The organism is Bradyrhizobium sp. CCGB20 (genome assembly GCF_024199855.1).
In the GTDB taxonomy this organism is placed as follows: Bacteria; Pseudomonadota; Alphaproteobacteria; order Rhizobiales; family Xanthobacteraceae; genus Bradyrhizobium.
Genome location: NZ_JANADN010000001.1, coordinates 2,508,135 through 2,533,255, shown reverse-complemented (window position 1 = coordinate 2,533,255; position 25,121 = coordinate 2,508,135). Strand labels below are relative to the sequence as shown.

The 25,121-nt window shown below is 58.7% G+C and carries 32 protein-coding genes and 1 pseudogene; 15 read left to right on the top strand and 18 right to left on the bottom strand.

The window, feature by feature from the left end:
- The first annotated feature begins 308 nt into the window (after positions 1-308).
- A complete protein-coding gene (locus tag NLM15_RS11665; protein ID WP_254117093.1) occupies positions 309-524 on the top strand; it encodes a hypothetical protein in 216 nt (71 codons plus the stop codon).
- A 183-nt stretch (positions 525-707) separates the two neighbouring features.
- On the opposite strand, the gene NLM15_RS11660 is transcribed toward NLM15_RS11665, so the two are convergent.
- The 3 genes from NLM15_RS11660 to NLM15_RS11650 all read right to left on the bottom strand — a co-directional run bounded on the left by NLM15_RS11660 (position 708) and on the right by NLM15_RS11650 (position 1,832).
- Positions 708-935: a hypothetical protein gene (locus tag NLM15_RS11660; protein ID WP_254117092.1), complete on the bottom strand. Its 228-nt coding sequence runs from the start codon at positions 933-935 to the stop codon at positions 708-710.
- Between the two features lie 339 nt (positions 936-1,274).
- On the bottom strand, positions 1,275-1,562 hold the full coding sequence (locus tag NLM15_RS11655) for a hypothetical protein (RefSeq protein WP_254117091.1): 288 nt from the start codon (positions 1,560-1,562) through the stop codon (positions 1,275-1,277).
- 84 nt (positions 1,563-1,646) lie between these two features.
- Positions 1,647-1,832 (bottom strand): hypothetical protein, encoded by a 186-nt coding sequence (locus NLM15_RS11650; RefSeq protein ID WP_254117090.1) that lies wholly within the window; start codon positions 1,830-1,832, stop codon positions 1,647-1,649.
- Positions 1,833-2,097: 265 nt separating this feature from the next.
- Between NLM15_RS11650 and NLM15_RS11645 the strand changes: the two genes are divergently transcribed.
- The 5 genes and pseudogenes from NLM15_RS11645 to NLM15_RS43485 all read left to right on the top strand — a co-directional run bounded on the left by NLM15_RS11645 (position 2,098) and on the right by NLM15_RS43485 (position 4,532).
- Positions 2,098-2,442, top strand: coding sequence for a hypothetical protein (locus NLM15_RS11645; RefSeq protein WP_254117089.1), 345 nt, complete (start codon positions 2,098-2,100; stop codon positions 2,440-2,442).
- Positions 2,443-2,444: 2 nt separating this feature from the next.
- Complete coding sequence (ligD, locus tag NLM15_RS11640) at positions 2,445-3,365, top strand: non-homologous end-joining DNA ligase (RefSeq protein ID WP_254124213.1); 921 nt, start codon at positions 2,445-2,447, stop codon at positions 3,363-3,365.
- A gap of 178 nt (positions 3,366-3,543) precedes the next feature.
- Positions 3,544-4,002, top strand: coding sequence for an Hsp20 family protein (locus tag NLM15_RS11635; RefSeq protein WP_254117088.1), 459 nt, complete (start codon positions 3,544-3,546; stop codon positions 4,000-4,002).
- Between the two features lie 71 nt (positions 4,003-4,073).
- Positions 4,074-4,396 (top strand): annotated as a pseudogene (locus NLM15_RS11630) (hypothetical protein).
- 13 nt (positions 4,397-4,409) lie between these two features.
- Complete coding sequence (locus NLM15_RS43485) at positions 4,410-4,532, top strand: hypothetical protein (protein WP_256565426.1); 123 nt, start codon at positions 4,410-4,412, stop codon at positions 4,530-4,532.
- Between the two features lie 1,158 nt (positions 4,533-5,690).
- Here the strand turns inward: NLM15_RS43485 and NLM15_RS11625 are convergent.
- From NLM15_RS11625 to NLM15_RS11610, 4 genes are all read right to left on the bottom strand, one after another.
- Complete coding sequence (locus tag NLM15_RS11625) at positions 5,691-5,924, bottom strand: hypothetical protein (RefSeq protein ID WP_254117087.1); 234 nt, start codon at positions 5,922-5,924, stop codon at positions 5,691-5,693.
- Positions 5,925-6,188: 264 nt separating this feature from the next.
- Entirely contained in the window at positions 6,189-6,815 is a 627-nt protein-coding gene (locus NLM15_RS11620; protein WP_254117086.1) for a hypothetical protein, read from the bottom strand.
- A 12-nt stretch (positions 6,816-6,827) separates the two neighbouring features.
- Positions 6,828-7,142, bottom strand: a complete 315-nt coding sequence (locus tag NLM15_RS11615) for a hypothetical protein (protein WP_254117085.1) — start codon at positions 7,140-7,142, stop codon at positions 6,828-6,830.
- 1,039 nt (positions 7,143-8,181) lie between these two features.
- Positions 8,182-8,694: a ferritin-like domain-containing protein gene (locus tag NLM15_RS11610; RefSeq protein ID WP_254117084.1), complete on the bottom strand. Its 513-nt coding sequence runs from the start codon at positions 8,692-8,694 to the stop codon at positions 8,182-8,184.
- 882 nt (positions 8,695-9,576) lie between these two features.
- Here NLM15_RS11610 and NLM15_RS11605 point away from each other — a divergent pair.
- Complete coding sequence (locus NLM15_RS11605) at positions 9,577-10,113, top strand: DUF4142 domain-containing protein (protein WP_254117083.1); 537 nt, start codon at positions 9,577-9,579, stop codon at positions 10,111-10,113.
- Between the two features lie 354 nt (positions 10,114-10,467).
- Here NLM15_RS11605 and ligD (NLM15_RS11600) read toward each other — a convergent pair whose 3' ends face one another.
- Together ligD (NLM15_RS11600) and NLM15_RS11595 are read right to left on the bottom strand one after the other, a co-directional pair.
- Positions 10,468-11,403, bottom strand: a complete 936-nt coding sequence (ligD, locus tag NLM15_RS11600; RefSeq protein ID WP_254117082.1) for a non-homologous end-joining DNA ligase — start codon at positions 11,401-11,403, stop codon at positions 10,468-10,470.
- Positions 11,403-11,933 carry an alpha-ketoglutarate-dependent dioxygenase AlkB gene (locus NLM15_RS11595; RefSeq protein WP_254124212.1) on the bottom strand — a complete coding sequence of 177 codons (531 nt, stop codon included), beginning with the start codon at positions 11,931-11,933 and terminating at the stop codon, positions 11,403-11,405. The genes ligD (NLM15_RS11600) and NLM15_RS11595 overlap by 1 nt, the downstream gene beginning before the upstream one ends.
- A gap of 650 nt (positions 11,934-12,583) precedes the next feature.
- Here NLM15_RS11595 and NLM15_RS11585 point away from each other — a divergent pair.
- The 3 genes from NLM15_RS11585 (at position 12,584) to NLM15_RS11575 (ending at position 15,349) form a co-directional block, all read left to right on the top strand.
- Complete coding sequence (locus NLM15_RS11585) at positions 12,584-13,147, top strand: cysteine hydrolase family protein (protein WP_375166835.1); 564 nt, start codon at positions 12,584-12,586, stop codon at positions 13,145-13,147.
- The gene (locus NLM15_RS11580) at positions 13,144-13,350 is read left to right on the top strand and encodes a hypothetical protein (RefSeq protein ID WP_254117079.1); all 207 of its coding nucleotides are present in this window, start codon (positions 13,144-13,146) and stop codon (positions 13,348-13,350) included. Before NLM15_RS11585 ends, NLM15_RS11580 begins: the two co-directional genes overlap by 4 nt.
- Before the next feature lie 841 nt (positions 13,351-14,191).
- Positions 14,192-15,349, top strand: coding sequence for a sensor histidine kinase (locus NLM15_RS11575; protein ID WP_254117078.1), 1,158 nt, complete (start codon positions 14,192-14,194; stop codon positions 15,347-15,349).
- Between the two features lie 67 nt (positions 15,350-15,416).
- Here NLM15_RS11575 and NLM15_RS11570 read toward each other — a convergent pair whose 3' ends face one another.
- From NLM15_RS11570 to NLM15_RS11560, 3 genes are all read right to left on the bottom strand, one after another.
- The gene (locus NLM15_RS11570) at positions 15,417-15,668 is read right to left on the bottom strand and encodes a DNA-binding protein (RefSeq protein ID WP_254117077.1); all 252 of its coding nucleotides are present in this window, start codon (positions 15,666-15,668) and stop codon (positions 15,417-15,419) included.
- A gap of 572 nt (positions 15,669-16,240) precedes the next feature.
- Positions 16,241-16,414, bottom strand: coding sequence for a ribbon-helix-helix domain-containing protein (locus NLM15_RS11565; protein ID WP_254117076.1), 174 nt, complete (start codon positions 16,412-16,414; stop codon positions 16,241-16,243).
- A gap of 164 nt (positions 16,415-16,578) precedes the next feature.
- Positions 16,579-16,902 (bottom strand): hypothetical protein, encoded by a 324-nt coding sequence (locus tag NLM15_RS11560; RefSeq protein ID WP_254117075.1) that lies wholly within the window; start codon positions 16,900-16,902, stop codon positions 16,579-16,581.
- Between the two features lie 704 nt (positions 16,903-17,606).
- Here NLM15_RS11560 and NLM15_RS11555 point away from each other — a divergent pair.
- Both NLM15_RS11555 and NLM15_RS11550 read left to right on the top strand, forming a co-directional pair.
- Positions 17,607-17,771, top strand: coding sequence for a hypothetical protein (locus NLM15_RS11555; protein ID WP_254117074.1), 165 nt, complete (start codon positions 17,607-17,609; stop codon positions 17,769-17,771).
- Positions 17,768-18,034: a hypothetical protein gene (locus tag NLM15_RS11550; RefSeq protein ID WP_254124211.1), complete on the top strand. Its 267-nt coding sequence runs from the start codon at positions 17,768-17,770 to the stop codon at positions 18,032-18,034. The genes NLM15_RS11555 and NLM15_RS11550 overlap by 4 nt, the downstream gene beginning before the upstream one ends.
- A 45-nt stretch (positions 18,035-18,079) precedes the next feature.
- Here NLM15_RS11550 and NLM15_RS11545 read toward each other — a convergent pair whose 3' ends face one another.
- Positions 18,080-18,283 (bottom strand): hypothetical protein, encoded by a 204-nt coding sequence (locus NLM15_RS11545; protein ID WP_254117073.1) that lies wholly within the window; start codon positions 18,281-18,283, stop codon positions 18,080-18,082.
- 690 nt (positions 18,284-18,973) lie between these two features.
- Positions 18,974-19,177 carry a hypothetical protein gene (locus NLM15_RS11540; RefSeq protein WP_309143592.1) on the bottom strand — a complete coding sequence of 68 codons (204 nt, stop codon included), beginning with the start codon at positions 19,175-19,177 and terminating at the stop codon, positions 18,974-18,976.
- Between the two features lie 542 nt (positions 19,178-19,719).
- Here NLM15_RS11540 and NLM15_RS11535 point away from each other — a divergent pair.
- Both NLM15_RS11535 and NLM15_RS11530 read left to right on the top strand, forming a co-directional pair.
- A complete protein-coding gene (locus NLM15_RS11535; protein WP_254117072.1) occupies positions 19,720-19,905 on the top strand; it encodes a hypothetical protein in 186 nt (61 codons plus the stop codon).
- A 777-nt stretch (positions 19,906-20,682) separates the two neighbouring features.
- Positions 20,683-21,405, top strand: a complete 723-nt coding sequence (locus NLM15_RS11530) for a helix-turn-helix domain-containing protein (RefSeq protein ID WP_254117071.1) — start codon at positions 20,683-20,685, stop codon at positions 21,403-21,405.
- Between the two features lie 1,116 nt (positions 21,406-22,521).
- Here NLM15_RS11530 and NLM15_RS11520 read toward each other — a convergent pair.
- The 4 genes from NLM15_RS11520 to NLM15_RS11505 form a co-directional block, all read right to left on the bottom strand.
- Positions 22,522-22,695 (bottom strand): hypothetical protein, encoded by a 174-nt coding sequence (locus NLM15_RS11520; RefSeq protein WP_254117069.1) that lies wholly within the window; start codon positions 22,693-22,695, stop codon positions 22,522-22,524.
- Positions 22,696-22,808: 113 nt separating this feature from the next.
- Positions 22,809-22,997: a hypothetical protein gene (locus tag NLM15_RS11515; RefSeq protein ID WP_254117068.1), complete on the bottom strand. Its 189-nt coding sequence runs from the start codon at positions 22,995-22,997 to the stop codon at positions 22,809-22,811.
- Between the two features lie 186 nt (positions 22,998-23,183).
- Positions 23,184-23,354: a hypothetical protein gene (locus tag NLM15_RS11510; protein ID WP_254117067.1), complete on the bottom strand. Its 171-nt coding sequence runs from the start codon at positions 23,352-23,354 to the stop codon at positions 23,184-23,186.
- Between the two features lie 530 nt (positions 23,355-23,884).
- Positions 23,885-24,091 (bottom strand): hypothetical protein, encoded by a 207-nt coding sequence (locus tag NLM15_RS11505; RefSeq protein ID WP_254117066.1) that lies wholly within the window; start codon positions 24,089-24,091, stop codon positions 23,885-23,887.
- A 399-nt stretch (positions 24,092-24,490) separates the two neighbouring features.
- Between NLM15_RS11505 and NLM15_RS11500 the strand changes: the two genes are divergently transcribed.
- Positions 24,491-25,036, top strand: a complete 546-nt coding sequence (locus tag NLM15_RS11500) for a Crp/Fnr family transcriptional regulator (RefSeq protein ID WP_254117065.1) — start codon at positions 24,491-24,493, stop codon at positions 25,034-25,036.
- The last annotated feature ends 85 nt before the right edge of the window (positions 25,037-25,121 follow it).

Sequence of the window (25,121 nt, the reverse complement as noted above, 5' to 3'; positions counted from 1 at the left end):
GACCGAGGCGGCGGGTGTCCCACTGGTCCCAAATTAGAACGCTGCCGGGCTCGAAATACACGTCCCGGCAGCGTCTTATTCTCTAACTGAGCTCTGAAATCCCAGTTGGCTTCAACTTTGCAATGGCCGTGCCACAGGTGTGTGACACCCCCGTCGGCTCACCCTGGCCTGTTTCCGTCAGTGGCCGAAGTTGAATTTCGCCACGGCCCCAGAGGAACCTAGCGGAACTTTCTTGCCTTAGCACGGCTTTGAGCGCTTAATGGGTTCCATCGACTGCGGCTGAGGGCCGCCAGATGCCAGAGTATCGGGTGTACGCGATCGGCGAAGATGGCAACATTAGCCTGCGCCTCGACTTGATGTGTGCAAACGATGACGCCGCAAAAGAGCGGGCTAAAGTACTAGCAGATGATCGAGTTATCGAACTGTGGCAATTCGGTCGCAAGATCGGAACGTTCAAACCCGACCCCTTAAAAAATGAACGGGTGGCTGGTTGGCTCAAGGGTGAGCTACGTCCCCCGAAGTAAGGCCTCCGCTGGCGGTTTGGCACAAGCTGCACATCACAACGGCACCAACCGATGTTATAATCAACCATGGGTCTAGATGTCGCGTACAAGATCGCTGTGATTGTGTTGGGCACTTTGCCGGTTGTGCTAACTGCCGTAGCCTTGTTCGCGCTTTAAGGCCCCCCTCAATTGGCGGCCTCTTTGCTAATTTGATTGCGACGTGATCTCGCGAACGTCACCCGGCCGGAGGTTCAGGGCCTCCGCCTCCTGCTTGCTCAACTGATTGTCGAGCAGGGCCGCACTCCATCCTTCCGGAATGATATCCAAGACCGCCTCAACCGCTTCGTCGCGAGGGGCCGCCACAACCCAAAGCTTATGCTCCCGGTCGTCGGTCGTGACCCGTACCAGGTGGATTTCCGACACACTTGCCATAACGCATTATGCGCACGACTTGCTGATGTTCCAAAACGTAGCCCGCCTCTGCTGGCACAAGGAACGAGTCTCCAGCGGAGAGGATTAAGATTTCGGTCTGTGGCGCGATACCTGGATCACTCCAGACTCCAGCTTCGCGACATCCACCCGGGACGGCCCATCGTCCGGACGCGCGTTTGGCGATGGGCCGGTTCTCGCAAGGCGCCTCAGCCTCTTCCTTAGGAACAAGTGGCAAGCGTCTGGATTGGTGCTCTGCTTCGGCACCCATGCTCCCCCCTGCGTGCCGGACGGTCGAGAGGCCCAGCCGCCCCCCTGGCTGGGGCCTTGTCTTTGGCGCGGCTATCGGGCGTTTCGAGAGCCATTGATTGCAAGCCGCTGGTTGCCCCGCTCGAAGTCTGGCCGAATCTCGGCGCCGCGATTACCGCAAACCCGGCAGACGAACCGCGGCTCAAGATCCGAGAGCCCGACGCTGTCGTGCCAGCAGTCAGCGTCCAGGGCGACGTGATGGCCACAGTGGCAATAGACCAGGACGCCGCGCAGGCCCATCTCGCGCATCTCGCCGAACGTGATCTTCATCGGCCGGCCGTCGGGGTGCGTGGGCGTATGGCGGCGGACAGGGCGAGGCATGCCGACATCGAAACGCGGCGCAAGGCAGAGTCAAATTATCGATTCCTAGCGGCGGGATGCGCGCGCGAGCTACTGCCAGTGGTGTTACCCGTCGCTGCGCTTCATACCTTCCGCAATCGCATGCTCGACCTCGGCAGCAAGCACGCTCAGATGATCTGCCAGCCGGGTAAATAGTTCTCGCTTCTTTGGATCGCTTGCCAGATCTCGGATCAGCGCACACTCGGCCGCATCCGTGCGGAGCTTTTCCAACTGAGCCCGCATATCTTTCATTGCAGCTACTCCAGTCCCGCCAACCGAACTCTATAGCCAATGTTCACGAGTGAACAGAACAGATTGCCAGTTTTTCCTAGGCTCGCGGCGCCTGACGATCCCCATACCGCCAAGGCCTCCCAGTCGCGCCAAAGGAACGACAGCGGCGCGCGGACAGTTGAATCGTCGCCAGCTCCCTGCAGAGCTGACGGAGCGGCCCCGGCCTTAACCCCAAGCCTCTGCGAGCCGGGGCCGTCTCTCCGCCGTTGCTGTATCGGAGTAGCCTATGCGTTCCTCGCCCTCAATCGTGCCGGCCGACCGCCTCGACCGCGACATCTATCTGGTGGCGGACGACTTCGGGCGCGCAGGGAGCGCTTGGCGCGAAACCGACATGGAATCGGCAGACCTCGAGACGGTCCTTCAAGATCTTCTCGCCGGCGAGTATCGACGGCCGAGCAGGGTTGCCTTCAACACGTCGGAGCGCTGGTCAGAAGACGTTTCCGAGGACGTTGCTCGCGAGATCCAGCATCAGTGCAATCTGCAGCTCACCGACATTCCTTCGAATCTCCAGGAATTCGTCGATCGCTACGCTGCCCAAGACACGCGGCAATACAGCTCGCGCTTGGTCTAGCCGTGGCATTTCAACGGAAAAAGCACGAAACGCTGGGCATCAAGGCGCCCTTTCCCGGCTTCATCGCGCCGGCCCTGGCAGCCTCGATCGATCGCGTGCCATCCGGCGAGCGCTGGTTTCATGAGATCAAGTTCGACGGGTATCGCGTCCAGGTGCATCTCGCTAACGAAGCCGTCACCGTATTCACCCGCCGGGGGCACGACTGGACCAAACGCTTCAAGAAGGTCGCCGACGACGCCTGGCACATTAAGGCGAGCTCGGCCATCATCGACGGCGAAGTCGTGGTACCGGCCGCCGATGGCAGCACCGATTTCTCCGTCCTGCAGAACGAGCTAAAGGGCCGCTCGACCAAGATCGTACTCGTCGCCTTCGACCTGCTCTACCTCAACGGCCGGGATCTACGGAAAGTCCCCCTGCTCCAGCGCAAGGCCGCGCTGAAGAAGATTATCGCCGGCAGCGACGTCCAATTTAGCGAGAGTTTTGAGATCGACGGGGGCGAGATGTTCGCCCATGCCTGCAAAGTCGGGCTGGAAGGCGTCGTCTCCAAGGTGCGCGACAGCGTCTACCCGGTCGGCCGCAGCAATAATTGGGTCAAGAAAACATGCTCCCAGCGCGAGACGCTCACCATCGCCGGCTTCGCCCTCGATGAGGGCAAATGGGACTGCATATATCTCGGTAGGCGCAAGGGCGAGGACCTGGTTTATGCCGGCAAGGTCGACCACGGCTTCGACAAAACGTCAGCCGCCGAGTTGCGTAAGAAGCTTCAACCGCTCGTCCGAAAGACACAGCCCTACGCCAAGCGGATCGCACTCAAAGGCATATGGGTCGAGCCGAAGCTGCTTGCCGAGATAGAGTACCGCGCTAAGTCGGCCGAGGGGAAAGTACGGCATCCTTTCTTCAAGGGGTTGCGCGAGGACCTGTAACGGCGGTGATCGGTGGCAAGATTTTTTCAACCCCTCTTGAAACCAAAGCCGGCTTTGCTAATTTTTTTGTCGCCATCAGACGATGGCATCCGGGCGCCTGATGGGGCCCGGGCCAAGAATCGGGCACCGATTGTGTCCGGGTCGGCTCGTAGACATCTTGCTCTTAGGAGGATTTGCTATGCGCACCTACGATTTCGCCCCGCTCTGGCGCTCGACCGTTGGTTTCGACCGCCTTTTCGACCTCGCAGAAACCGCTCAGCGGGCCAGCGAGGACAATTACCCGCCTTACAACATCGAACGGCTGGTGGATGATCGCTATCAGATCTCGCTCGCGGTGGCGGGTTTCTCGCCCGACGACATCGTCATCACCGCCGAGCAGAACGTGGTGACGGTCGAAGGCAGCAAATCCGACAAGACTGAGCGTGATTTCCTCTATCGCGGTATCTCGACCCGCAGTTTCAAGCGGCAGTTCAACCTCGCAGAATATGTCCAGGTGAAAGGCGCCGCGTTCGACAACGGCTTGCTGACCATCGAACTCGTTCGCGAGATCCCGGAAGCCATGAAGCCCCGCCGGATTGCGATCGGCGATGTCTCGGCCGGCAACATGCGTAGGCTGGAAGCCAAAGCTGCCGCATAGCGCTGGCGCCCTTGGAGCCGTGCGACAAATCGTGCGGCTCCCACCCATTCGTCAATGAAAAGGAGAAGACCATGCGGCCGACGACCGCTGACGACAATGTTTTCGACTTCAACGCTCTTCTTCATCCCGGCACGGTGTTTGAAGCACCGAGAGACGTGCTGGATCATCCGGCCCTGACGTTGGCCGAGAAGCGCGCAATCCTGGCATCATGGGCGTCCGACGCGTCCGCGATCGCTTTTTGCCCGTCCTTGCGCGCCGCTGCCGGCCTCGAGAAGCCGGTGTCAATCGACGAGATCTTGGACGCGTGTGCGCCTTGGACGGTGGCCCCCGGACGCCACCCGGCGGAAAGCTTTACCGTCTCCGCTCGACCGAACGTGCGGCTGCGGCGGCGTAGTTTCGGAGGTCAGATGATGATGGACGAAAAACTGGCGCGGCTTCGCTTCCATCACGACAAATCTCCACCGCTACCGCTCCACCGCTACCGCCGCCTGCTGAGCATCGGCTCTCAGATCTCGAGCGCGCGTTCTTGATTAAGCGACTCTCGGAGGAGCAAATCGCTATTGATGCGCTATCGACGACGACTTTCCCATTTTCCTTGAATCTCGACAGTCCACCGCCGGTGCAGCATACAGGGTAGCTTAGCTTCAATGCTGGAGATTATGTTGATCGATCGCAATCGTCGTGGTTGGGAATGGCGAGTTTGCGACCAGTCTGGCAATGTCCTGGATAAGGGCCGTGAAAGGACGCGAATGGCCGCGAGATATCGCAGCTATCAGGCGATGTTTCTATTAGTCGCAACCGGAGCCCGATTAATCGATCCGGGGCCGTTGGCGCCATAATGTCCTTCCTGACCGGCCCGGGGCACCCAGGTAGGCGCCACTCCCTGAGGGGCTCTCCCGGTTTCCGTAACTCGCCGGTGTGGGCATTTGGGTGCTAGTGGCAGCGATGTTCGCAAGTGACCCCAAGCACTCACGCGTAATGACACGCCAGCCGGATTGCTCGTAATGCCAACAACCGCCCCTAGCGGAAAGCTCTCGCGACCCGAAGTCCGACTTGTCGGCATACAAAGAAAGAATTTTTCAACCCGATTTCAAAGGCCTTTTGCGCTATAAAGTAGTGCCGTGATGGTCGATGGGTGTAAGGCTCCTACGCAAACGGCGGTATCTCGAGCAGGGTTCCGATCAGTCGCAACAATGCTTGCTGTTCGGGTCCCTTCCCATCACGCAATAACTCGCCCAACTCGATGTGAGATAGCCGGCCACCAGAGGGCGCATTGGGCTGGTGAAAGATAAAAGCGTAACCGTTAGCAGGCTCGCGTGCGATGAACCACGTGTCGCCATTTGGGCTCCGATAGAGCTCCCGCCGGTCTGACACTTCTCCTCCTAGCTGCCTCCCAAACTGCGGAATGCTGATGGACGCTTGCGAAGGACACGAGAACTCACTGAAAATACGAAAGCTGATCTTCCGTAACGATCCGCTCGATGTTCTCGGACTTGCACTTGATACGGTATCTTACTCGTCCATCGGACTCGATCGCATGTGCTGTACGATCGTGTAGATCATCTGCGGTTCAGTTGCAGCACGTCCTTGTGGGCCTTGAGGTTGGTGGCGAACCTCTTCATTTAGCTTATAGGCATATGACATGTTATTACCTCGACGTTTTCGGCTCTAGCGGCTGCCTCTAGTACTCAAGAATGGATTTCGTAGCCTCGAATATCTGTTCCGCTGTTGCCCTTGATCGTGCCCTTGGTCCAGGCCTGAAACGCCGTGACGTAGGCGCTCTTGTAGGCCGCCTCGTCTGCAGAAAAGTAGACTTCGTCTGTGGCCGTATCCAGGACAAGCGCTCCCTTATCGATGCAAATTTCCTCGATTAAAACCAGACGCTCTTCTTGCTCCGCCAGATGAAGTTTTACAATGCTCATTTGATCTCCTGCTTGGCACCGACCATATCACGTTCCCGATGCACCTGGTAAAAGCCCACTCAGGGACAGGAGCGGCAAGAGGCTGAGCATGGACCGACGATCTGTTTGCTTCTATTGGCAACGTGACAACTACTTAACGGCTGTTCCGCTTCGGGCCAGAAGTTGACGTCATCTCGCTTGGGTTCGCCGAGGCCCCTGCCAAGTGTACCGGTTTGCTATCAAAAAAGGCCCCGCAGTGCGGGGCCCTTGTGAGGCGGACGAGACCTATCGCCTCCCTCCCGCGCCGTAAAGCTCGCGCTCGCGGCCGATGTCCTCGGGAGACAATGGCGGGCTTGCGGCATCGAAGTCGGTCCAGCCAGCCTTTTGCCAAGCGGAGCTGCGCTCCTGAAGGTTGACAGACCTCTCATGGAGAAGCGCATCGAAGCGTGTGCGATCGTTGTCAGGCACCTTCGCGGACACGAGGGTGCCGCCACGGCGAACCCCTTCCGCATAGCGAGATGCGTCTTCCCTGGAGACGCCGGCTTGGGTGAGCGCGCCGACGATGCCGCCTGTGGCCGCACCTGCGGCCGCGCCGGCGGCCGTCGACGCGAGCCATCCCGCAGCCACGACCGGCCCGAGACCGGGAATGGCCAACAGGCCGAGGCCGGCGAGAAGGCCTGCCGCGCCGCCGAGGCCGGCGCCAATGCCGGCACCCGCGCCGGCCCCTTCGGCGCGATCGTCGACGCCGTCGCGGTCACGGTCGACTGTGCCCCTCTGCGAGCCGTACCAGCTGTCAGAATTGTTGGCGACGATGCTGATGTCGGAGTGCGGCACACCGGCGCTCTCGAGCCGAGTGACGGCCCGCTCTGCATCGGAATAATTGTCGTAGAGCCGAGAGATGGTGGTCGTCATGCGATCTGCTCCTTATTTTGTGGGATTGACGTTGCCCTGGAAGTCGACGCTGACGTCGGTCTTGGTGCCCGCCTTGTCGGCCTTGCCGCGCCAGACGCCTTCATTGTCCTTCTGCAGGCCGGAGACGTTGGAATATCCTGCCTCCTCGATCCGCGATTTCGCTTGGCCCTCGGTGAAGCTGTTGCGGCCCGAGACTGGCGCGTTTGAATTGTTCTTTTCGGAGCTGTTCACGGCGTTGTTGCCAGGACCGCTTTGCGCGGGCTGCGACTGCGCGGCCGCAGATGCGAGCAGCAACAACGTTGCCGCCAGCAAAGTTAGACGTGACATGCCTTGTTTCCTCCAAGTGGTTGTGCTGGCGACAACAATTGACAGTCGAACTGGTTGCTACGGCGGGGAAGTGCGGCAGCTGGCGGGCTTTAAATGCAGTTAGGAACGATTGCCCGATGACCCGTTTGCCCTCCAGCTGTTGACCCACATCATCGGGCGATCGGGCCAAAGCCAAAGCGCTGGCGTTGAACGAAGCCGCCGGACCGAAGTGGCCTTACTGCATCGGCTGGCGCCGCCCCTCATGAGTGACTGCACTGCAGAGTCGTTGGCGAGTTCGACAAAGTTCCGTGCCATCCTTTGGCAATTTGCCGATCTGGTCAGCTTGTTTCTGCTACTGCCGGGCGAGTTTCCGACACTCCTCAGCACTACACACGAGTAACCCTTGGCAGCAGTGGATTTGCTCCGGTATTGCTACTCCAGATCACCGACCATGGCGGCGTAAGGCCTGTACGGAATTGCTGTGAAAGCTCCCGACAACGATTTAGGGGCGCTTGAAGTCCGGGAATCCTCGCAATCGTGCATGTTTCCTACCGACGTCAACAAAACATCGGAATAAGGAAATGGTTTGAAACCGACGCATTTCCATATTGTTCTGGCTGGGTTTGCTATAAAATCACCCGATGCGGGGCATGATCATAATCACAATCGGATTGTTGGGGCTGGCGGTCGCGTTCTCACGACCGCATCAGCTGGTCATCCACCCGACCAAGCCAATTCCACCCGTTAACGCGCCTGCCAACTGAGGCGGCCTGCCATAGGCCATGAGGCGACGTCGGTGCAGACAGCTGTCACGCGTCTGCTATGGGCCAGAAGCTCTCGCGCCGGCAACGAGCGCTCCCTGATGCAAGCGCTCTTTATGGAGCGAAGCGACGAAGTACCACGTGTCGCGGTCCAGCCGCCTACGATGGCGAGAAGGAATACGGTAGAGGCGGCACTTCGCGGCTTCGATGCGCTGGTCGGCGAGGCCCCGGTGGAAGGGAGCAAGGAGTACGTCGAGTTCATGGATATCCAACGGGGCAGGTTCACAGCTCCTGCGGCGCTATTCCTCTTCGTCCTCAGACTCTGTCTTGACATTCACGACTAGCTTTGCGATGCCCGTCAAAGTCTTGTCGGTGTTCTTTTCTTCGGCCAGCGTCGCATCCAGCAGCGTCACAGCTTCATCATAACCCAGTTCTTCCGCCCAGGTAGATAGCGTCCCGTACCGGGAGATCTCGTAGTGCTCCACTGCCTGAGCCGCAGCGAGAAGGCCGGCATCGAGCGCAGGCGCTCCCTTGAAGTCCTTCATAATCTCCGAGCCTTCTTCGGTGATACCGTTGATGGCTGCGCAGGACTTGCCCTTTGCCGGCTTACCGATAATCCTGAACACACGGTCGAGGCGCTTTACCTGCCCTCTGGTCTCTTTCTCATGCAGCGTGAACGCCGCCCTCAGCTCCTGGGACTGGGCCGCTTTGGCCATTTTCGGAAGTGTCTTCAAGATTTTGTTTTCGGCGTAGTATATGTCCTTGAGCGTCTCATGAAAAAGGTCTTCGAGCTTCTTGGTTTTTTTTGCCACGGCTTATCCCTTCGTTGAATGCGCACAACAACAATTGATGAACAGGCCGGTCCTAAGCGGAACGTTTTCGCCGTGGCTCTGGCCGCATGGGACAAACGGGCATTTCCCCGATATTTTCGGTAGTAGGAGTTGCGGTAGCGTTACGGAGTAAACAGGCCGGCGCAGGGCATCAAAGCTCCCTATCCCGGATTTGCAGAACCTGCCGATACCTGGCGCAGGTTCACATCGCCAACCAATCAGTCAAATTTTTTACGCGTCACGGAGGAAATGTCCGGCATCCGATCTAGGCATACGGGAGGATCTTTAATGCTGACGAATTCTCTCAGACCGATGTCCGGCTTCGACCCGGCAGAACCGGCTATCCTCCACGACCGCCTGACGGACGCGATTGAAACCTGGACGGGCGAGGAAGAAGCTGACTATCGCGCCAATGCGAGGCCGCTGCCGGACGGCGCTATCGCGTGGCGCAGGCGGCCGTTCAAGAGCTGCCGCATCCTCGAGGGCGTGCCGATCCAGCGTTGCCTCCTTCCACCCACTCCATCCCACCGCGCATGTGTCATTATGCGCACGCACTTCGCAGAGGGCGGCGTAGGCACGGAATGTCATCGCTCGCAGAATCACCGACACAAGATGATCGATCCGCCCGGGCATGACCGTGTAAAAGTGTACATAGCCGATGCTTTCACGAAGCGTATGAACGGCCGACATCCGGCGTGCTTTCTTCTCGTGCCGGTGCACTCCGGCACGCCGTTGCCCCGGCAAAGCGGTCCCGGTCTACCTCCTCTCAGGCCGGGGCCGTGCCGTGTCCGACATCTAGGGGGCGCAGGAACTTTGATCCTGACGGACGGTTGACCGCGCGATTTTCACCCAAGGAAACGTCTCATGAAAAAAGCAGCTCTCGCGTTCGCTATACTCGCCCTATTTACCGCACCGTCCTTCGCACAGTCGGTCGGCGAAAAGACGGGCGTCAACTCGGCACTGGGTATCGCGCCCAAAACGGAAGACTTCATCAAGGAAGCCGCCATGAGCGACCAGACCGAGATCGAGGCGGCCAAGATCGCGCAGGAGAAGGGCAATGCCGACGAGAAGAAGTTTGCCGAGATGATGGTCGCGGATCACACGAAGACCAGCAGCGAACTCAAATCCATGGTCCCCGAAAATCTGAAAGCGGCGATCCCCGCCTCGCTTGATGACGCGTCACAGAAGAAGATTGCAAAGTTGCGCGACGCCAAGCCCGAGGATTTCGCGTCGGAATACGACCCCATGCAGGTAAGCGCTCATAAGGATGCAGTGTCGCTGTTCGAGCGTTACGCGAATGGCGGCGACGATGCCAAGCTGAAGGACTGGGCGGGTAAAACCCTGCCGGCGCTCAAGCACCATCTCGAAATGGCGCAGGCACTCGACAAGAATCGTAAGTAGTCCAGCATTCGCATGCAAAAGAAAGCCCGGCCGAAGCCGGGCTTTTGTTTTTACTTTACGGCTTCTGGCCGCCCTGCTGCCGGCCCTGTTCGCCATCTTGCTTGTTTTGGCCAGGGTCCTGGTTTTTGCTGGCCTGGCTTCTGATTCGGGTTGTGACCTTACTGGCCACCCTGGTTGCCCTGCCGGTTCTGCTGTCCAAGGGCCTGTTGCTTGTTGGGATTCTGCTCGTCTGCCATGTGAACGACGTCCTTTCACTTCGTGGATGATGACAATCATGCGCGAAGGTGCTCACCTATTCACTGGGCTTAACGAGGCCAAGATGCTCACCAGTCAGCCGGGGCTGACATGCAGTCGTCACCGGCGCGGCTTTTCGCGTTCCATGACGATGTCTTTTGCGTCCTTGTCTTTTCTCAGGCCGAGATAAACGGGGTGCCGCATCTCGCCGGAGCTCGTCCACTCGGTAAATTTCACCTCGGCAACGAGTTGCGGCTTCACCCAGGTGGTGACTGCTTCGTCCTTTACCTTTTTGCCGAAGGGAGATTTGGCGGCTTTGAGCCTGATCATCTTTTTGTGGAGCTCTTCGAGAGTATCGTGGCTGAAGCCCGTCCCGACATGCCCGATATAGCGCCAGCCATTTCCTTCCCGCAACGCAAGTGTAAGCGCTCCGAAAAACGGTCTCGTCCTCCGCGGCGCCGTAAATCCCGCGATCACCACTTCCTGGCGTTTCGAGGTTTTAATTTTCAGCCAGTCGTGGGTTCGCGCGCCTGACAGGTATTTGCTGTCGGCGCGTTTTGCCATGATGCCTTCAAGTCCTTTGCGTTCGGCCTCCTCGAAGAATTGCACACCAAAAGTCTTCCGGTTGCGGCTGTACCCGATGAGCTTATTTTTCGGCAGGATAGCATTAAGGCGCTGCTTACGCTCCGTGAGCGGCAGGCCACGAAGATCTTCGCCATCTTGAAACATCAGGTCGAACGCGAAGTACTGCAGTTTTGCTTCATGGCGAAGGGCATTCTGCAGAAGCTGGAAATGCGACACGCCATCCTTGCCGATCGCGACGAGTTCTCCGTCGATGACGGCATCGCCTCTGACACCTTCGAGCGCCTGTGCGACTTCGATATAGCTATGGCTGATGATCTTGCCGTTGCGGCTATACAGCGTCACCTTGCCGCAGTCGATTTTAGCGACCATGCGGAAGCCGTCATACTTGTCCTCAAATATCCAGCCCTTATCGTCGAACGGCGCGTCGGTCAGCGTTGCAAGCATCGGCTGGAGCCGCTTTGGCAACGCCATTACGATGCACCCCCTTCGAGGACGTTCCGAAAAGTGACCGAGTAGCGCAGGGTTTCGAATCGGGGAATGCTGTGCTGCCATTCGGTGCGCGATGGACCGCGGAGAAGGTAAACAGAGCGCGGCTCGGCAACGAGAGTGTTCCTCTCGAAGCCCTTTTCAGTCCGCCTGCGCAACCTTAAGGTGCAAGGCGACAACAGGGAAACGCCCGCAACATCGCCGAAGACGGAGCGGTCTTTATGCCAGCCGATCCCGGCCCCAGGCGCGTATTCGGTCACGAGGGCCTGCTGGAAGCCGTGAGGCGCAAGGCCGGCAAAGGCTTCGGCACGGGCGCGGAGCGCCGTCAGGAATTCGGGCATGTCTTCGGTTCTTGTGAGGCCGCCGCCATTGAAATCATAGCGCCACCCGAAAGAAACGGTGCGACGCTTTCCCGTGAAACCGCGGAATTCAAACTCCCGGAAGGGGAGCTTTTCGACATCAGTTAATAACTGACGCTCCTCCTCGGCAGAGAGAAACTCCGCCTCATACTTCATACCTTCCGGAAGGAAACCGCCTCCGAAGAGATCAAGTGTGGCGTTACTTGCGGGCACTCGATTGTCTCCGCGCCTTGGAGTTGACGGGCTTGCGGTCGCCCCGGCCACCCTGCCCCGCTTTCACTTTTATCTTCGCCGTCTTGCGGCGATCCTGAGAAAGCGACCGGCTCACATTATCGCTTTCCTTGATACGGCCTTTCGCATCGCGGCGAACATATCGCCCGCCCGCCATTTCGTAATTCGCTTCATGAGGTCTCCCGGTTTGGTCTGCTGGTATCCCAACTTTCCGCAAAGGCGCACGGTTCCGTTTCGGGCGCGTCCGCCTGCTGCGCAGCCGACCGGCCTCTAGCCCGTCCCCTGCAGTCCGGCGCCCGGGCTTCTCGCGCGAAAAAGGGGCTGCCGCCCCTTCAGCCGTCAAGGGCAAAGCCCGCGCGAGCGCGGTGCGTCGCCGCACCATTGACCGCCTTTCCCCGCTCGATGCCGCGTCGCTAGCCGGGTTGCTGGTTGCAACCCTTTTCAGGACAGGAACCAAGGCCGGATCGCTCCGTTGGAGCTCACTTTCGAGGACGGCGCCGATGTCAAAGAACGCTGAGCTCCGCTATGGGGCGCCCGGAGAGAACGCGGTTCATATCTGCGTCGATATGCAGAGGATGTTCGCGGAAAGCACGGCATGGCAGATGCCGTGGCTACCGCGCGTCCTGCCCAATATTGTTGCCGTGACGGCGGCCCAGCCCGAGAGGACGCTCTTCACGCGCTTCATCCCGGCGCAGAAGCCCGGCCAGGGCGCCGGCATGTGGCGGCGTTATTACAAGCGCTGGGGATCGATGACCATCGATGCGCTCGGCTCGAAGATGATCGGGCTTGTCCCGGAGCTTGCGCAGTTCGTTCCACCCGCACGCGTCTTCGACAAGCATGTCTACTCCCCCTGGACGGGAAGCGATCTTCACGAGCAGCTGCGCGCGGCGCGCGTCGATACGATCATCGTCACCGGCGGCGAGACGGACGTCTGCGTCCTGGCCACCGTGCTGGGAGCCGTCGACTGGGGCTTCCGGGTCATCCTCGTCACCGATGCGCTCTGCAGCTCCGCCGACGAGACCCACGATTCCATGATGAACATCTACATGAACCGGTTCGGACAGCAGGTGGAGTGCGTGGCGACGGAAACGCTTCTAGCCCACTGGTCGGCAAGCGCCCGTGCGTGGGTCCTGCGATGAGTGCCGCCTATCTTGTGCAAATACTCGTCCCGAAAGAGGCGGGCGATGGCGAGAAGATAACGAAGGATTGGTTCGATAAGCTTTTCAAGGAGCTGACCGATGAGTTCGGCGGAGCGACGAGCTTCGTGCGGGCACCCGGAGAAGGTTGTGGCGCGGCGACGGCGGCACAGAGCGCGATGCGATCGCCGTCGTCGAGGTCATGACGGAGCGTCTTCGCCCCGCTTTCTGGCGCACGATGCGCGAGAGAGTTAGCGCCGGAGGGGGCTGCTCCAGGTGCGGTCGCGGTGCTGGTTGGGCTGTCGGTCGCACCAGACATTCCGCCGTTCGAGTTTGAATTTACGCCGGTGCCGGCAGCTCCCGCAGAGCCCGCGGTTGAAGGAGACATTGCGGAGGTGCCTCCCGCCCCAGACGAGGCCGCGCCCCCGGCGCTTCCACCGGCAGACCCGCCGCCTCCACCTCCACCACTTCCTCCTCCCCCACCGCCACCTCCGCCTTGAGCTAAAGCAGTGCAGGGAAGGAAAATTGCCAAAGCAAGAGCGAAGCGGGAGACTTCATATCGCGATTCCTTTAGCGACCAAGCAGCCTCTTGTTGTTTCGTTCCTATCGCAGACGGTCACCCGTCTTGCCTGCAAGTGAGGTTGTGCCGTCACCGAAAAATAGCAGGGAGGGATGCATGGGAGGAACCTACCCTATGATCTGGGTTTAGTTATCGACAAGAAAATAGCGAGAGCGAAAATGGGAAACAGCGGCGTCGGAATGCTGCTCGGCGATACGTCGGTAACAGCTCTTTGGATACAGTTTATCGGTGCCTTCATTTTGGGTGGCGGTGTCCTGAGGACGGGAAGGTTGAGTCGGAGCGAGAGTGCGCAGCTCGACCGAAATACGGAGGCAGCGCAGCGCCGGGATGACTGGCAGAAGAGACCAACTCGTTAGCCATGGCTCGCCGGCCTGTCTCTCTGACCGGTCCCGCTCCTGGAGCAGCGTCACCAAGTGGCCTTAGCCCTGTCAGCCCCTTAGGCACCATTGCAAGCTAGAAGCCAATGGATGAGCGCTCAATCGAAGAGCGACGTCCTGGATAAACTCCGGCGCCACATCCGCATTTTGGTCGATATTGGTCGTCTTTCAATGGAAGACGCCGATATCGAGCGCTTTTTGGACAAAGCTGTGCTCCAAATTGCCCGGGCCGTGGAAATCCATCACGTAAAAATTCTTCAATATCGTCCAGACACGTCCGACCTACTGTTGATGGCGGGTGTCGGCTGGAAAAAGGGTGTCGTCCGCACCGCGACCCTCTCGGTTGACTTTCGGTCGCCGCCTGGTCGCGCATTCCAAACGGCTGAACCTGTCAGCATCAGAGATTTCGGCGAGCAGGAGGAGTTCGTTCGCTCCGAGCTTTTGGCGGAGCACGGCATTGTCGCCGTCAGCAATGTCCCGGTGCTGATCGGCGGCGCGGCATGGGGCGTGTTGGAGGTCGATAGCACCAAACCGAGAGACTTCTCGCAGGATACGACCGAGTTTCTGACCGCCGCCGCCGCGCTGATCGGAGCGGCGCTGCGCCGCGACGCGCGGCCGGATGAACATGCGCGCCTTATGGCTGCGATCGCCGAAGCTCAAAAGGGGCAGATTCTGCTTCGGGAAATGCAACATCGGGTCAAAAACAACTTTCAGCTTGTTCTGTCGTCGATCTCCATCCAAAAGCGCCGCTATCCTGATCCAGAGTCCCACCGCGCTCTGGACCACGTGGCGAGCCGCATCAACGCCATCTCGTTGGCACATGATCAGCTTGCTCCTCGTCAAGAAGGACAGATTGTCAGACTCTCCCATTACATCCGGGCTCTGTGCAGCGCGATCCGCAATCAAGTTGAGGAAATCGAAATCGATGTTGAGTGCGATGAACTCGAATTGACCATCGACCGCGCCTTGCCGGTTGGCCTCATCTTGAATGAGACTGCGATGAACAGCATTAAGCATGCGTTCGGCGCAAAGAGCGGCAGGATTAAAGTGAACTTGGTAGGAGGCGTCGGCTTTGGCGAAGCCCGTTTGACAGTGTCCGACAACGGACGCGGCATTCAAAACCCTAACGAAAACGGGTCGGGCCTTAAGTTGATTGCCTCTCTTGCGAGACAGATTGGCGGGACCGTCGACCAGAACAGCGGCGACGCCGGCACAACAACAACGCTCACATTTCCGCTGATAACATGATAAAGGGGGACTGCTGAAGGAAGCCGGCTACCCGCGGCGCGGTTCTAGGGCGTCGTCTTTTTTGCAACTATCCTGAGCTGAAAGCCCATGGCGGGAGCACACTGAGAACAGTTGAAAACTTCGGAAGCTGTTCGTCGCCGAAAGCACGATAGATGCTCGTGCGTTGCAAGCCGGTTTGCCTTGCGATTTCCGAAATGTTGAAGTCGCCGCGTGCCTCACCGACGGCCTTGCATATGGTATTTGGTTCAGCCGAAGCGAACGCGTCGTTTAGCTCATCAGCGAGCCGCGAGGAAATGACCGGCCTGTAAGCTTTTGTCATTTTCAAGCCTCGCAAAGAAGAAGGCCGGCTCTTTGAGCCGGCCCTTGTTCTTTTGATGAAGCCACTCAGTAACTCGCGATGGTCGGGCCGCCCCAACGAAAGTTCACGCGCACGAGGCCCATGTCGACGTCTTGGCGGATAGCCCTCATATTCTGAATTGCAGATGCGCGCATTTTTGGGGACCGCCGGTGTCCTAGAAACGATTATTTTAGAGCCATCGAACACCCCACGGGGTACCGCGCCGCCCTCACCACACACTAAGGACGTCGACCACGTGTCCATCTGCATCGCGTACGCACTCGATGCGATCGCCAGGACGCATCTCGAAGTGGCCTAGCCATTCCGGCCGACGACGCTCTTAATGCGGTTTCTACGGGGTGGGTGTAATGATACGGGAATGTCGCCGGAAACAGTAGAGCGTTGGGAACTACAGTTCGCCCTTGTCGCGAAGGTGGAGCAATGCCGAAGGCTTGCACGCCAAATCAACGATCCGGTTATTGGCCAGCGTCTACTTGCTCTCGCTGACCAATACGTTCGCCAAATCAAAACCCTCAGCGACGAGTAAGGCCGCCTCAACTGTCCACATTCGCGGTGCACTTTTGGACAGTCAGCCCGCGTCGTAGCAACTCCCTAACTGCCGCCGCGCGGCTCGGAAGCCGCTCCGCAAACCAGAAGTCATCAATGGCTTGCAGCTCCTCTTTCGATAGCTCGACTTGAAGGCGGATGGTGAGGCTGCGCTGTCCCATGTGAACGAAATGCGAAATATATCGTCAAAGTTCCGATGAGTAAGGCCGCCTCAGTTGGCGGCCTCTTTCTCATGGAGAGCACGATAAGAGTTGCTTCAAGAAGCAGGGACGCCCGCCAGCATCAGTTCTCCACTCCACGACCGGCAGTAGCTCGCGCGCTCGATTTAGGTCTGGTCTTCGCCGTCATGGTTTCTAGTACCGGCCGCCTTCCGACGCTTCTTCGTCAGTCGCTTGATCTGATCAACGGCCTCGATCAGGGGCGGCGTCAATGAGAAGAATGCGCCTAGTGCAACGGCTATGATGGTGTGACGGATCGAAACTCGGTCATCGTCGGCGAAATGATGGCTGTTCTGATCAACTTGTACAGGAGAGAGACCTGCGGAGTTAGACCCCTCCGCTCTCCGCGGTTTCCGAGGCGGGGTCATCACAACGACAAACAGGACGTTGATCAGTAGCCAAATGCCGATGATGACAAAAAAAGCCTTCATATAACCGCGCGCAAAAAATGCCAAAAGGTGAGCTAAGCCCTCTCTTTGAGGCCGCGCAAGCTTACTTCGCAGTCAACGCGCAATTCGGTTAAATCTTACCGACAGCCAGCATCCTACACGGAAGATAGACCGCAGAGTTGATTTCTGGCCGAGCATACGAAAACTGTAGTTCGCCGCCGCTCCAGTCGAACACGACCCGCTAGCTCGCTCTACCAGCTATTCAGGAGGCACAACGCCGATGGTTTCGATTCCGCTAAGGAGCGCCACCGCGCCAAAGCCCAAAAAATATCAATGCAAGTTCAATTGGTTAAGAATGGCGAAGAATCGCTGTTACACAGTTGGTGTCACAGTCCGCCGCAATGTTTGTTCTCGCTGCGTTCACGTGCCATAAGCCGCCCCATGACAGAGCCCACCCTCACCCGCCGCCGCAGCGACAATCCACACCAGAAGGGGTGGCAGATCTACTTCGGTGACGTGCGTGTCGGCCCGATCGGCACGCGCGCCGGCGTGCCTACAACCGCCGGTCAGTGGGCTTGGTCGTGCGGATTCTATCCTGGTCTGGAGCCCGGCCAGCACCGAAACGGAGCGGCCGAGACCTTCGAAACCGCCCGGGAGGCCTTCGAGACCGCTTGGTCCCAGCTGTCACCGACGATCCCGGACAGCGCCTTCGCCGAGTGGCGCCACGACCGCGACTGGCGCGCCGAATGGCAGCCAAACGCGCCCGGGGTGAGAAGCTCGACAGCGAGATCCCGAACACGCTGATGCACTGCGTTTGCGGCACCCTGTTCGACAGCTGGAAGCCGCAAGAGAGCTATCCGCATCGCGGGCACATCTATGCCGCGCACGCTGAAGGAAAGGTTCGTTGGTGAAGCACGTCGAGGCCCGCCCCTACGCCGACCCGGAAGCGGCCGCGCGAAAGCTCGTCGAACTTGCCGCGAGCATCGAGCCGGTGCAGGACGGCCGCATCTATATCGAGCGCATCAACGCGCCCTTTCTATTCACGCTGAACGCCAGCGGCAGCGAGTTCGGCGCCGGCATTCGGTACGCCGTCGATCGCGGCTGGCTGATGCTCCACGAGAGCGGCACATATGTGAAGCTGCTTCCACTTGGCGAGGATCTTCTCGCTCGGTAGCTTGTCTCTCGCGCCGGTCATGGCCGCCAAACTGGGCAAACTTTTTTACTTTTCTAGCTCGTTCAAAATGCGCTCGCGGTGCTGAATGTGCTGCATCTGAGTCGCGAAGAAGCTGTTTAGAAGCCTTTGCGCCTCGGTCGTGTCGGCTCCGAGGCGGGCAAGGTGCGCGATCCGCTCTTCCTGCTCTGCAATGTGACGCTCGCCTTGGGCAATGTGCCGCTCGGCTAGTTCCAGATGGCGAAGCTTCATTACCCTGTCCATGACCTAAGCTAAGTCAAAACAGGCCACTGCAAAATTAAAATTGGCCACTAGCGTCGGAAACAGGCCACTACCTGAAGCTGCTTCCGCCTGGCGACGTTCTTCTCGTGAGATAAAGAGGGCCTCTCCGCGGGAACAGCCGCCAACAGCGGCTTACTCGTCGCTACCGATTTTGATTTGGCGAACGTATTGGTCAGCGAGAGCAAGTAGGCGCTGGGCAATAACCGGATCGTTGATTTGGCGCGCAAGCCTTCGGCACTGCTCCACTTTCGTGATCAGAGAGAACTGTAGTTCCCAACGCTCTTCCGGTGTCCGCTCCATCCCGTGTAATTACACCCAACCCGTAAAATCCGCACTGGAAGATTCGGCGGTAGTCCCTCCGGGCCAACTGGCGGCCTTAACGCATTTAGTGCTTCGTAATGGGCTCAAACCTAGCGAGCCTGGTCGCACCTTCCCAAAGCTCTACGGCGTGCCCGTCCACCAGCTGCTTGGCTCGCTCTCTCGCAACCGCTTCGTCCTGCGCCTCAATGTCAACTCGAGACACTATGTGACCGTCTTCGCCGATTAGATAAGCACGAAAGCCTCGCATGACCCAGCTCCAAAACCCGCCGCGTTCCAAAGCAGGAACGATTTTAAAGCCGATCTAAAATCACGTCATCAGGAAACATTGAAAAATCAGACTTACTTCGGCGGCTGCAAGCCGGGCGAGCGTAGCCAGTCGCTGAGATGCGCGCCGGTCTCGGCGATCCTGGCTCGCTTAAGCAGCGTCTCGCGCTCGGCGCCTGCGGGCATCTGATCGGCCAGTGCTTTGAGCTTGGTGGCCTGTTCGGCCATTCGGTCTTCAAGGGAGCGGGTCTGTTTCACTCTGCGGCGTTTCAGGGTCACGGCAAACTCCTAAGCCGGGAAGACTCACCTAACGGCCCCTAGGTAAGTTCCGTTCCTAAAATTGAACCGACACCACAAGAGCTAGTGTTCCGAGGGCCTTTCTCTCCGAGCCTTGCGGGCCATGTCTATCCACTCTTTCCCAAGCTTCAGCCACGCCTCCTTGTCGACCTCGCTCGTCGCCTTCTCAGCCTCGTCCAGGCAATTCTTCGCTTGACGCAGGTATCTCGCAAAATCGGCGTCGTCCATCGCGTACAATGCGGCCGCCAATGGAAGGTGCCAAGTTAGAAGCCGCAGGCGCCGCCCCTAAGACAGCTCCTGCGGCCTGTGCTGCGACAATCCGCACGATCGGTGCGACACGCCCTCTGCGCTAGCACAAAGGAACCGCAAGGGCGGGAGAATATTTGAGACGTCGCTGGCTCGCCGCCGAGCTGGCGGAGCGGCCCCGGCCACCCCTTGGACCCCCACCTGCAGCCGGGGCCGCCCTCTTTGTAACTGGCCTGTTTTGATTTCTTGGTGCAGGCTGGTTCCGGTAGAAACCGCCAATGACGCTGGATGAAAAGATCGCTCTGGCACAGCGCCACGTTGATCGGGGCAGGATCATCATTGAGCACCAGCAAGCGATTGTTGCTTGCCACCGGACGTCAGCCTCAATCGACCTCCTAAAACTGTTCGAACAGACACAGCAAATATTCGAGATGGACTTGGCCGATCTGCTCAAGAGGAAGTAATCCAACCGACGATCACCCCCCACTGGCGGCGCCCGCTTGTCGGCTCTCTTGGCTTTTTCCACCCGCACATCGCGCGCCTGCGAGCGCTCTCCGTCCATCGTCCTGGCTGACCAACTTTTCAGAAGAACGGCCCCGGCGCTGGGGCTGGGGGCTGATAGAGCGCCAGAGCCGTCGCTCCCCCGGTACCGAGCAGCTTCTGGAGGAATGACATCGTCGGACGGATGAACCGACGACACTGAGACGAGCCCCGTCACAGACAAGTGCAGTTTGTGCCATTCGATGTGGCGTAAACGGAAAGCCCCTTGCCGCTGCTGAAATCATCAGAGTCAGCGAAACTTGCAAAATTTCAGTCATACTATGGGGAAGCTTCATCGTTGGGACGAACATGGCGCGCTGGAGGCAGGATTGGACCACAGAAGAAGTTGAAAAGCTGAGGTCTCTGGCTGGCACCATGCCACTCATGAAGATTGCTGCAGAGCTGGACCGGACCACCGGCAGCGTGCTTGCGAAGGCAATGGAGAAGCTGCCAGTGATCGTGCATGTAAGAAGTGGACGGGCCTGAGAAGATGAGGAAGGCCATGCTGTCTGCCGCGCGGATGTCGCTTGTTGGGCCCTTGGGGACTTCGTGAAGTGTCGGCTTCTGCGACGCTGTTGCAACCTAACATTGTCCCTTAGTACAATGACCAAAGAGACAAGCATTGATTACGTTGGTCGGTCGAACGACGTGAGGCACGAGAGGATTATTCAAGAAACTTGAATACGGAAGAGGAATGACCCATGTACGTGCGTATCACGACGGATCAACGACCTCGGCCTCATACGATCGATGAATTTGGTTTATCGGGTGCATCTGACCCATTTATCAGCCTAAATGAATTCACATATCGGAAAGGCACCGAAATCTTCGGCGAAGAAGAACCGGCTATGTACGTCTACCAAGTTAAGCTTGGTGCGGTGCGAAGTTATAAGTTGCTTTTAGACGGTCGGCGCCAAATCGGCGCCTTTCATTTAGCGGGCGATATTTTCGGACTTGAGAACAGCGACAAGCATCGCTTTACCGCAGAGGCGGTCGTCGAAACCATCGTGCGCCTGATTAAGCGCGAGAGCCTTCAATTGATGGCCGCAAAAGACGTGGTTGTCTCGCGCAACCTGCTTAGTATGACGACGCGCAACCTAGAGCACGCAGAAAACCATATGCTGCTCCTGGGCCGCAAGACCGCGGTAGAACGGGTCGCTGCCTTCCTGCTTGAAATGGATTGCCGGACTGGAGCAGACAAGATGTCGCTCCCCATGAGCCGCCGCGACATAGCGGACTATCTCGGCTTGACACTCGAGACGGTTTCTCGCGCGCTATCTCATTTGCGTAAAGCGGGCGTCCTTACGTTCCTCGACCACTACCAGCGAGAAATCATCTTAAACGACAGGCAGCGGCTTGCCGATTACGATCCGCAAGGACCGGCACAATCCGGATTATCGTTCAGCGACGACATGACTACCTAGCTCCTCCACATGACCGCGACTGCTTATTGAGCGAGCTAAAGCGATTAGTCCGTTGATGTAGATCATTGGTTTTCCGGCGATCTGGGTTCAAGGCTCTGCCATGAGCAAGCCGTCGGAAACCGATCAGCCCGAGCCCAAGCCAACGCGCTTGGAGGAGGCTCGCCGGATCATTGAGGAGTACGCGAATGACCTTCGCGAGATCATCCTAAAGCTACGCCGCAAGATGAATTGAGGCCACCTCAGTTGGGGGCATCTGCCTGTGGTATTTGCTGACGCGCTCGGAACGCTTTCTGCCTAGGGAACGGTGTTCCCAGGTCGCGCGCCTTGCTCTTTACGGATTGCATAGATCGTCGGAGCGCCACCGCTGCTCTCGCGGCCGATGCCCCTTCGCCAGCCAGCTTCTGCAACTGTTCGAGTTGTTCAGGGGTCCAGGACACAGCTGTCAAGCGTGGCATTGATACCGACTTTTCGTATGGGCTTTCGACGGCTCCAGCCGAGCTGGACTTGCCGCCGGCATGCGAGGACGACGGACGTATTTCAAGCGGCTGGCTTCTACCTTGTTCCTATCCGTGAGGATGCCACCGCGTTGCGCAAGCGGAGCACAAGCTACTGCCGGTCGTAAGCGGGAAAAAAAGGTCGCGAAGCCTCCGCCGAGGTCGAGCGTGCGGTATGCGGAGGGTATGAAGCGCAGCGACGGGAGAATATTTCTCCACATCCACCACCGGCAGTAGTTCGCGCTCTATCCCGCCGCTAGGAATCGATAATTTGACTCTGCCTTGCGCGGGGTTTCGATGGCAGCATGCCCAACCCTGCTCGACGCCACACGCCTACGCACCCAGACGGCCGACCGCTCAAGGTTACCTTCTGCGAAATGCGCGAGATGGGTCTGCGCGGCGTCCTGGTCTATTGCCACTGTGGCCATCACATCGCCCTGACCGCTGACTGCTGGCACGACAGCGTCAGGCTGTCTGATCTCGAGCCGCGGTTCGTTTGCGAGGGCTGCGGTAGCCGCGGCGCCGATGTTCGGCCTGATTTTGAACGGGGCAACCAACGCCTTGCGATCATAGGCGCGAAAGGGGCCGCCAACTGAGGCGGCGGTCGCTGGCCGAAAAAGACTTACCGCCGCTCGGCCCTCGCGAGGCAAGCCAGTCTATCCAGTTGGCCGGCCAACCCCACAAAAGATCGGGCGATGTTCTTCAGGATAGCTGCGCGTTCTTTGGAGATGCCGTTCGCGCAGGACAGTTCCTTGTAGTGGTCGGCATGTTCTTGGCACTCAACAATGTTGATCACTGGCTCGGCCTTCCTATTTCCCTTGAGACGGGAGCCCATTCCCGGCCAGCTCGCCTGATCCCATGTTAAGTGACTTCGAAATTCAACTTAGGAGGCCGCCAACTGAGGCGGCCTTACTTCTTTAGGTCGGAGCGACGAAGCGCTTCCTCATCGTCGGCCAGCAGGTCGAGCTGATGAGCTAAGCCGCTCAGGCTGTGGGCGATGTTTCGCAGGATGGTAGCCCGCCGTGGGGCCAGGCCGGGGTCTTCCGCCAAGCGGCGGCAGTTCTTTGCAATGTCCCGGCATCCGGCGACGGTGAACATGACCAGCCCTCCACGCGGCCTACTCTTTGGGGTGGAGTGCCAACTTATCCGCCGTCAGCTTTTCGAGCAGGCGGTCAGCGGCTTCATTCATCTGCTGATCGCATACCAGGGTTTTAAACCTTCTATACCGGGCGATTGTCAGGTCTATTGCATCGCACTTGTTGCACACAGCCGGCAACCTAACGACTAGCGTTCTGATGGAGGGCGCTGCTCGCCTACGAAAGTTGATGGCATCGGCTGGCGTAGCAACTCTGGGCTGCGTTCGATTTGCTCTCGGGACCGGGCGATCAGCTCCGCCTCGTGAAACGCAAGATGGCGACGCAAACCGATATGTTCGTTATTGGTCGGCTCGGACATCGGCCGCTCCTCTGCCTTGCAGGCGGGAGCGCTAACAGTCTCTCAGCCACCGACGCCTACGGGCAAAGCCGAAGCCGGTGATGCAGTGACAATGCGCCTATTCCGTTTCGATTGCTAGTCCGTGTACCTATAAACTTGGCGGCGTCATATGACCGGTGACGACGCCCGCTTTGCTCCTATAGCGAACAGGTTCGTGGCAGCGCAGTTATGTCGCGATGGGCCAGGTGCAGACATCGCAGTCTTAACAGCCCGGAGCAGCTTTGGCTGCATCAGGCGCGCGCCCAGGCTGCTGCAAGTGCGTCCAGGAGGCGGCCTTACTGGTTGCGAGTGAACGTCGCTATCTTGCGGTCCAGCTGCCACAACTCGACGTCGTGCCCATCAACGAGCGCCCTTGCGTGCTTCTCCGCATCTTCTTGCTTTTCAAATGCTAGATCGACGCGCTGGATGATGTGCCCATCAGGCCCTATAGGCATGGAATCCGTCCACTTCCCGCTCCCCGGCCCCTTCGTTCCCGTTTTAGAAGCATGTGATCACTTGGGCGCTGCAAGACCCGGCGACGACAGCCAATCGTTCATATGGGATGCGGTTTCGGCTTGACGCGCCCGGCGCAGAAGCAACTCGCGGGCTTTGCTACCCGGGGGCTGTTCTTCGGCTGCTTCTTTGAAACGTCGGGCTTCTTCCGCCAACCGCTCTTCGAAGGTGGTCAGATGTTTTACACGCTTTCTCGTCTGGGCCACGGCGGACTCCCTACAGTAATCTTAACCACTGGCTAATTCTAAGCGGCTTCGAGGGCACACGCTCGAAGTTTGACTGGGTCTCGGACGCCGCCCGCCGCATGCTTTAGGATGCGCTGAGCCATTTCGGATTTGACGGTGTGAGATCTGAGTCCATCCGGCAGGACGGCCCAAGCTTCATCAAGCACCTTTCGGAGGATAATCAAGGTTTCGGGATCATAATGGGCCATGCCAGCACCTCCAGAAGCCCATTCAAACTCAAGGTTCCGGCGGCTGTCGGTTAACCACCCGACATAGTTGAAAAGAAAGCTCGCTATTTTCCAGCAAAGGCCTAGGGTCGGTGGATTAGCGGCAGTCTCCTAGGCGCCGCTGACTGAGAGTTCTCTGCGCTCCCGCCTGTACATGCGCAATTCCGGCAATCTGCTATTGGACTCTCTTTCCGAGAGTGACGCCGCTGCCCTCCGCGCGCACCTGAAACCCATCCATCTGGACAATGAGAAGGTTCTGTTTGAGGCCGGGGGTAAGGTCACGGACATCTACTTTCCGAACGGGTCGATCGTCTCGCTTGTGGTGGGTCTCTCTTCTGGAGAGATCATTGAAGCCGCGATGGTCGGTAAAGACGGAGTCGTCGGCGCATTCGCCGCTCTTGGCGGGAACATTCCCGTCAATCGAGCCATAGTCCAACTCGCCGGACCCGCGCTGACGTGCAAGGTGAGCGAACTCAGAAGCGCGGTGCTTCAAAGTCAATCCTTGCTGACAACGCTGTTTCGTCATGAGCAGACGGTCTATGCGCAGGCAAGCCAATCGGCCGCCTGCATGGCGGCTCATACGGTAGAAGCGCGACTTTGCCGATGGCTTCTTCGAGCAAGGGATTTAGCGGGCAGCGACAATCTGCATTTCGCCCAGGATTTTCTCGCCGAGATGCTGGGCGTCAAGCGGCGGCTCTGATGTGAGTGTGCGACCTAGTATTTGCCAAGCCAATTAGGATGCGCCGTTGGCTCCGAGCAGGATGCAACGTAAGTATCGTCGGGCA

Bases quoted from the DNA above. Each gene is read 5' to 3' on its own strand.
- NLM15_RS11565 (WP_254117076.1), bottom strand. From the start codon at position 16,414: ATGGGACAGCGCAGCCTCACCATCCGCCTTCAAGTCGAGCTATCGAAA.
- NLM15_RS11585 (WP_375166835.1), top strand. From the start codon at position 12,584: ATGTTCGCGGAAAGCACGGCATGGCAGATGCCGTGGCTACCGCGCGTC.
- NLM15_RS11580 (WP_254117079.1), top strand. From the start codon at position 13,144: ATGAGTGCCGCCTATCTTGTGCAAATACTCGTCCCGAAAGAGGCGGGC.
- NLM15_RS11615 (WP_254117085.1), bottom strand. From the start codon at position 7,142: ATGTCACGTCTAACTTTGCTGGCGGCAACGTTGTTGCTGCTCGCATCT.
- NLM15_RS11660 (WP_254117092.1), bottom strand. From the start codon at position 935: ATGGCAAGTGTGTCGGAAATCCACCTGGTACGGGTCACGACCGACGAC.
- NLM15_RS11545 (WP_254117073.1), bottom strand. From the start codon at position 18,283: ATGAAGCTTCGCCATCTGGAACTAGCCGAGCGGCACATTGCCCAAGGC.
- NLM15_RS11515 (WP_254117068.1), bottom strand. From the start codon at position 22,997: ATGTTCACCGTCGCCGGATGCCGGGACATTGCAAAGAACTGCCGCCGC.
- NLM15_RS11560 (WP_254117075.1), bottom strand. From the start codon at position 16,902: ATGAAGGCTTTTTTTGTCATCATCGGCATTTGGCTACTGATCAACGTC.
- ligD (WP_254117082.1), bottom strand. From the start codon at position 11,403: ATGGCGTTGCCAAAGCGGCTCCAGCCGATGCTTGCAACGCTGACCGAC.
- NLM15_RS11595 (WP_254124212.1), bottom strand. From the start codon at position 11,933: ATGAAGTATGAGGCGGAGTTTCTCTCTGCCGAGGAGGAGCGTCAGTTA.
- NLM15_RS11625 (WP_254117087.1), bottom strand. From the start codon at position 5,924: ATGAGCATTGTAAAACTTCATCTGGCGGAGCAAGAAGAGCGTCTGGTT.
- NLM15_RS11530 (WP_254117071.1), top strand. From the start codon at position 20,683: ATGTACGTGCGTATCACGACGGATCAACGACCTCGGCCTCATACGATC.
- NLM15_RS11650 (WP_254117090.1), bottom strand. From the start codon at position 1,832: ATGAAAGATATGCGGGCTCAGTTGGAAAAGCTCCGCACGGATGCGGCC.
- NLM15_RS11510 (WP_254117067.1), bottom strand. From the start codon at position 23,354: ATGTCCGAGCCGACCAATAACGAACATATCGGTTTGCGTCGCCATCTT.
- NLM15_RS11570 (WP_254117077.1), bottom strand. From the start codon at position 15,668: ATGACAAAAGCTTACAGGCCGGTCATTTCCTCGCGGCTCGCTGATGAG.
- NLM15_RS11500 (WP_254117065.1), top strand. From the start codon at position 24,491: ATGCGCAATTCCGGCAATCTGCTATTGGACTCTCTTTCCGAGAGTGAC.
- NLM15_RS11555 (WP_254117074.1), top strand. From the start codon at position 17,607: ATGGCAGCCAAACGCGCCCGGGGTGAGAAGCTCGACAGCGAGATCCCG.
- NLM15_RS11535 (WP_254117072.1), top strand. From the start codon at position 19,720: ATGACGCTGGATGAAAAGATCGCTCTGGCACAGCGCCACGTTGATCGG.
- NLM15_RS11620 (WP_254117086.1), bottom strand. From the start codon at position 6,815: ATGACGACCACCATCTCTCGGCTCTACGACAATTATTCCGATGCAGAG.
- NLM15_RS43485 (WP_256565426.1), top strand. From the start codon at position 4,410: ATGATGATGGACGAAAAACTGGCGCGGCTTCGCTTCCATCACGACAAA.
- NLM15_RS11635 (WP_254117088.1), top strand. From the start codon at position 3,544: ATGCGCACCTACGATTTCGCCCCGCTCTGGCGCTCGACCGTTGGTTTC.
- NLM15_RS11645 (WP_254117089.1), top strand. From the start codon at position 2,098: ATGCGTTCCTCGCCCTCAATCGTGCCGGCCGACCGCCTCGACCGCGAC.
- NLM15_RS11605 (WP_254117083.1), top strand. From the start codon at position 9,577: ATGAAAAAAGCAGCTCTCGCGTTCGCTATACTCGCCCTATTTACCGCA.
- NLM15_RS11655 (WP_254117091.1), bottom strand. From the start codon at position 1,562: ATGCCTCGCCCTGTCCGCCGCCATACGCCCACGCACCCCGACGGCCGG.
- NLM15_RS11575 (WP_254117078.1), top strand. From the start codon at position 14,192: ATGAGCGCTCAATCGAAGAGCGACGTCCTGGATAAACTCCGGCGCCAC.